The organism is Marinagarivorans sp. (assembly GCF_982758155.1).
Map to the genome: position 1 here is coordinate 1 of NZ_CEXWTU010000304.1, position 4,895 is coordinate 4,895.

Sequence of the window (4,895 nt, forward strand, 5' to 3'; positions counted from 1 at the left end):
GCTGAGAAAACAGGCGCCTTCGTCTAATTGGACAAACTATTATTGCCTCGCCCCTAATCAGTTGTTGAGGTGACTCGGGGAAGGGAATTTATGTCGTTTTTTTTGCGTGAGAGGCTGTTTTTTTGGGGTGGCTGTTCACGAAATCAGTGATAGGCATCAGTAGCCAATTTTCTCAAACCCTACCTGTGATGCCTACCTTTTTATATGGCTAAAACATTTAATCGGGTGTAGATCAGTTAATGGTTGGTGTTGAGGTTAAACACCTTGCTGAGCCAGCCAGCTTTTAAGCTGGGCTAATGGTAGGGCACCTGCCAACCTGGCTTTTTCTTTACCCCCTACAAATAGAATCAGCGTAGGAATAGAGCGTATGTTCCAGCGCCCACCTATTGCTTGCTCTTGCTCTGTATTTAGTTTCGCTAATCGCAATTTGGGTTCTAATTCCGCGGCGGCCTGTGCAAAGGTGGGGGCAAAGTTTTGACACGGCCCACACCAAGGCGCCCAGCAATCGACCAATACCGGCAGCTCATTATGATTAAGCACCGCTGCCACATTGGCCGAAGAAAGTTCAATAGGTTTACCGCTGAATACTTGGGCTTTACACTTGCCGCACTTAGGCTTATCCCCTAGGCGGTTAGTGGGTAGTCTGTTTTTACCATTACACTTTGCGCAGGTTACATGGGTGGATTCTGACATGGTTTACTCCTCATATTTATGCGGGGAGTTTAACAGAGGCTAGGCATTCGGGGTGCCTCCATGGCTAACAACACAAGTTGAGCCATCGTTGATTATGGAAAATAATATGTTGTTGAATATTTTAACGCATACACCGGTTTGGGTTTATGGTTTTTTAGTGGGGCTAATTGCGTTGGGCTGGCAGCAGAGTCGAGACCGTACGGTTGGACTTTTCATTCCTTTTGTATTACCTGTTGCAATGTTGTTTTTATCGTTGTTTGGTGTGGTGAAGGATTTTGGCTTTGCCATAACAACCCTTACACTGTGGCTGAGTGCTTTGATTTTAGTGGCGACGATGGGTTATCGGGTCAAAAAGGACTCTAAAGATTTATTTGATGCAGATGCAAGATTGTTCTTTTTGGCGGGTAGTTGGTGGTATCTGTTTTTTATTCTGCTTATATTTATGCTTAAGTATAGCGTGGGCGTTTTTTCGGCGCTGGATGTTGTTTTCACGAAAGAGCGTAGTTATTTGTATTTAATGCCGGTGCTATATGGCGCTTTGAGTGGTGTTTTCTTTGTGCGTAGTCTTTATTTATTACGCCTTGTATTTGCGGCGAATAAGCTGCGGGCGGATTAAATTAGTATAGAGCTATAGCTATTTAATGTTATTAGCTTGTCGGATAATTTTTCAAGTTTTCTGGCGGCAGTAAGTTTTCCTTTTTTTGGCTTAAAGCCGCCTAACTTCAGTAAACAAGCAACGTTTATATTATTCAATTGTCAGCGGTATGTGGCTAGTGGCGCCGCTGTATATGTGATGGACTCCCAAGGCTGGGATTTGCGCGTTTCCCCATATCCCAATGCTATAGATTAAGTCTGTAGCGGCATCCACGGTAAAGTTCTGAGCTTGGTAGTCCTCGCTTGAAATGCGTCTAGTTTTCGCGTCTATATTCCCATTTGCGACATATAGTCCGCCGTGATTTATATAGAATGATTTACTGCTGTCAAAATTCTTGTAAAAATGCTGAAAGCCGATCATTGTGTCAGCTGCCTCATTAAACCAATATTGAGATCCAACCGCTACTGCTGTTGCGTCTCCAGTGATTCGGAATCCATTGATGTTATCTTCAGAATATCTTCGCCCCCAGTAGTAAAGGATATTTTCTGCTGGGTTATAGCTTAACTTCGGCGAACTGTATTCTAAATTAACGTTTAAATTCTGGTCTGTTAGGAGTCCCTCTTGGCAATTGAATAGAGGCTCATCTTGGTTTATTAGCATTGTTGGATCTGCTGCTAAGCCCATAGAGTTATAGAGGTACATTACAGGAGGGATGGCTTCGTTATTGTTCTCGCTACATAATTTCTTCGGTAGAAATACGACGGTGTATCCCGAGTTGACATACAAAACCTCTACATCGTATTCGATCCCCTGCATTTGCTCAGCTAAGCCATCTATTCTATATAAGTCAACGGTACTGCCATCATCGCCGACAGCTATAAGGCGCCAAATGTGTGAAGACGGCTCATGCAATACCATGAGTACACGTTCGTTGAGTACTCTGAGTTTTTCTATTGTTGAATTATCGGTGTTTACTATTTGGGATAATTGGCTACCTTCACGATTCATTCGCCACAGGGTATTTTCACTGGCTAGATATATGGCGCTTTTACTTAAAGCAATTTGACGTGGTGAATCTATATAGTCAGCGACTGTGTCGTCGAGCTGATCTTTTAACACCCATTCCAGCTCAAGCGGAGCTATTTCTGTATCATTTTTATTTGAATATGCGATCGTTATTCTATCACTAGGATTAACTGAGTAACCATAATTGAAATATTCAGGTGCATTCATTCTAAGTAAAAATTTCTGTGCGTAATAGGACTGGAGTATATTTGTATTCGAGTTGCCGTACTGTATTGGGTCGAGAAAAATGGGTAGATTGTTTTCATCAAATTGGGATTCAATGAATGAAAAATAGTATCCAAAAAAACGCGTAATATCTGGATCGAAAACCTGCCACTCATCAGGGTAATACATTGGTGCTTTGGTGTCTTCAATTGTTAGGATTAGCGGCACGACGCCATTCTCATTAGGCTCAACATAGCTGTTGGGCAGTGGGAATAGCTGTGTTGCGCTTAATTGCTCTGCGTCTTTAACGGTAATGTTTATATCAATGGTTGAAAGCTGTTCGCCACTTATTGGGTCAGTAGCTATGACTGTGGCTTTATAAGCATTATCTTGGGTGTAGTCCTGAGGCTGTTCGTAGTCAGGTGTTTGTCTAAATTGTACTTCACCGGATTGGGTGTTGATGGCCAGTTGTGACGCATCTTCTCCTGCTAGGCTATAAAGTGTGCTGGCAGTACTCGGGTCGGCTAAAGTGCTTTTATACGCAGTACCTTGATGGTTTTCATAAACCTCGATTTCAGAGCTTGATGGCCATGTGTTACTCGCTCCAGTACACCCCGCCATGCAAAATAAAATTAACCCAAGCGCAGAAATATTCTTACACATAGTAGTCTTCTTTTTATTGTTCTAGTGGTTTTGATGTGCGCTAGAATTTATTCCGGGTCGCTCAAATCGCGATGCACATGTATACGTTAAAAAAGTAACTCAATTGGAATTTTTACACTCGGTGTCATTAGGGGGGGTATATATTGGGACCCCTAATGACTTTATATAGGCTATTGCTTTTAGATCTTATGGTTATCTTAGCTTTACCCAAAAAGCATACAAGGTAATTGAGTGGCAGCGAAGGCGATAACACCAAGACTAAAAAGTTGATCACAAATTTAGTGAGCAGAATGTCTAGTGCTTCACATTGACGGGTGAATATCATCCTCGGGGATATACGGCCCTGCGATGAAGTTCTCAATAGTTGTTGCTATCTTTGCGTTATAAAGCTTAATGAGTTTAGCTGAGATAAATTGCTCAGTATCGATGAAGTTGGAGTTCTGATGTGTCTGAGTGTCAGTTAGGCTATTTTGGCGACCCTTATATTGGTTCGGGTTGAGTAGTGAATAAAACGTTATTTTTTGTGGGTCGTTGAGTGGTTGCGCTCGTTTCTAACGATAGAATTAGCGTGACTATTTATCGAGTGATTATATCTTTAATTGGGTTGGGTGCCGTTGCGAAGACAAGATAGTAGCAGAGGCATTGTGAATCGTGATGCTATTCTCAATTCTGGTGATTTTATTGCGTGATTGTTGAAGGTTTTCAACTAAAGGGCGAGGCAATAATAGTTTATCCAATTAGCTGAAGAGGGCCTACGAGGAGGCCGGTTATTAAAATAACAGATAGAGGCGGGAGCCACTTATTCGACATTGCACTGCCACTGGGAGTGGCCGACTAGGATAACGTAGTCGCAGTTATCGAGGCCTGCGAGTCACTAAGGGGCGTCGTTCAAGCATGAGTGGATCAAGTAGTGCTTCTTCATTCTTAGCCGCATTATCGCGAAGATTGATATTACCTTTAGCTATGATCTTATTCTTTTAACTGTTTATATCTTCAGCTCTTTGCATTGGCTGACGAATAATAGTTTTCCAATTTTCCGGGGCTGCACGGCGGATATCGGTTAGATAAATTTCGTGATGCTTGCCGGTGAGTTTACCACCGTTTTCGTGAATAAATGCGTGCACTCTTTCTACCGTAGGCCCTTCTTCGGAAAACGGTCCAACGTGAAGTGTTTGTGCGCACGGGCCTTCTTCAAAGGCTTCATAATTAAGTTTATCAATAGCGGGTAAGTTCTTTTTACTTTTTACTTGTTCTATGGCCTGCTCAACCAGTGTTTGGGTGATGAACTCGGGTTGCATGATCATCATGCTCCAGATCCAGTTCGCTTTATTATCGTTAACGAAATCGCTCATATCATTGGCCCACCATAAACCTTCCAGTGGCAATACGCCGTAATCAATTTCGCGTTCCGATTTTTTAATCATAAATTTAAGGGTGTAAGCAACGGAGTAAAGCGCTTCGATGGCCTGCTGATGTTCCGGGGACCCTGGTTCGCCTTGTCCATTGACGACAAGGTGATTCATTTTGGGAACGGCAACCTCAATCACTTTTTTAGCAGAGCATTTATACAAGTCTTTAAGTTCTTTTTTGTAGTCGATTTTTTGCATTGCGATGCCCTTTGCCTGCCGTGCTAGATATTATTGTTGAGGTGTTAGGGACGAGGAAACAATATTTCATCCACTAATGCTTGATCTCGACCTCCTTACCTTCGTTG

4 protein-coding genes are annotated in these 4,895 nt (G+C 42.5%); 1 reads left to right on the forward strand and 3 read right to left on the reverse strand.

Features of this window, described 5'->3' with window-relative positions; all coding sequences use genetic code 11:
* Positions 1-255 precede the first annotated feature (255 nt).
* Positions 256-693, reverse strand: coding sequence for a thioredoxin TrxC (gene trxC, locus AC3A8L_RS19860; protein WP_487964008.1), 438 nt, complete (start codon positions 691-693; stop codon positions 256-258).
* A 52-nt stretch (positions 694-745) separates the two neighbouring features.
* Here trxC and AC3A8L_RS19865 point away from each other — a divergent pair, with 52 nt between their 5' ends.
* The gene (locus AC3A8L_RS19865) at positions 746-1,309 is read left to right on the forward strand and encodes a DUF6622 family protein (RefSeq protein ID WP_487964009.1); all 564 of its coding nucleotides are present in this window, start codon (positions 746-748) and stop codon (positions 1,307-1,309) included.
* Positions 1,310-1,438: 129 nt separating this feature from the next.
* On the opposite strand, the gene AC3A8L_RS19870 is transcribed toward AC3A8L_RS19865, so the two are convergent.
* Entirely contained in the window at positions 1,439-3,181 is a 1,743-nt protein-coding gene (locus AC3A8L_RS19870; protein WP_487964010.1) for a cadherin repeat domain-containing protein, read from the reverse strand.
* A gap of 977 nt (positions 3,182-4,158) precedes the next feature.
* Positions 4,159-4,788, reverse strand: a complete 630-nt coding sequence (locus AC3A8L_RS19875; protein WP_487964011.1) for a GyrI-like domain-containing protein — start codon at positions 4,786-4,788, stop codon at positions 4,159-4,161.
* Between the last annotated feature and the right edge of the window lie 107 nt (positions 4,789-4,895).

Coding starts and splice junctions, on each gene's coding strand:
- AC3A8L_RS19875 (WP_487964011.1), bottom strand. CDS start 4,788: ATGCAAAAAATCGACTACAAAAAAGAACTTAAAGACTTGTATAAATGC.
- trxC (WP_487964008.1), bottom strand. CDS start 693: ATGTCAGAATCCACCCATGTAACCTGCGCAAAGTGTAATGGTAAAAAC.
- AC3A8L_RS19870 (WP_487964010.1), bottom strand. CDS start 3,181: ATGTGTAAGAATATTTCTGCGCTTGGGTTAATTTTATTTTGCATGGCG.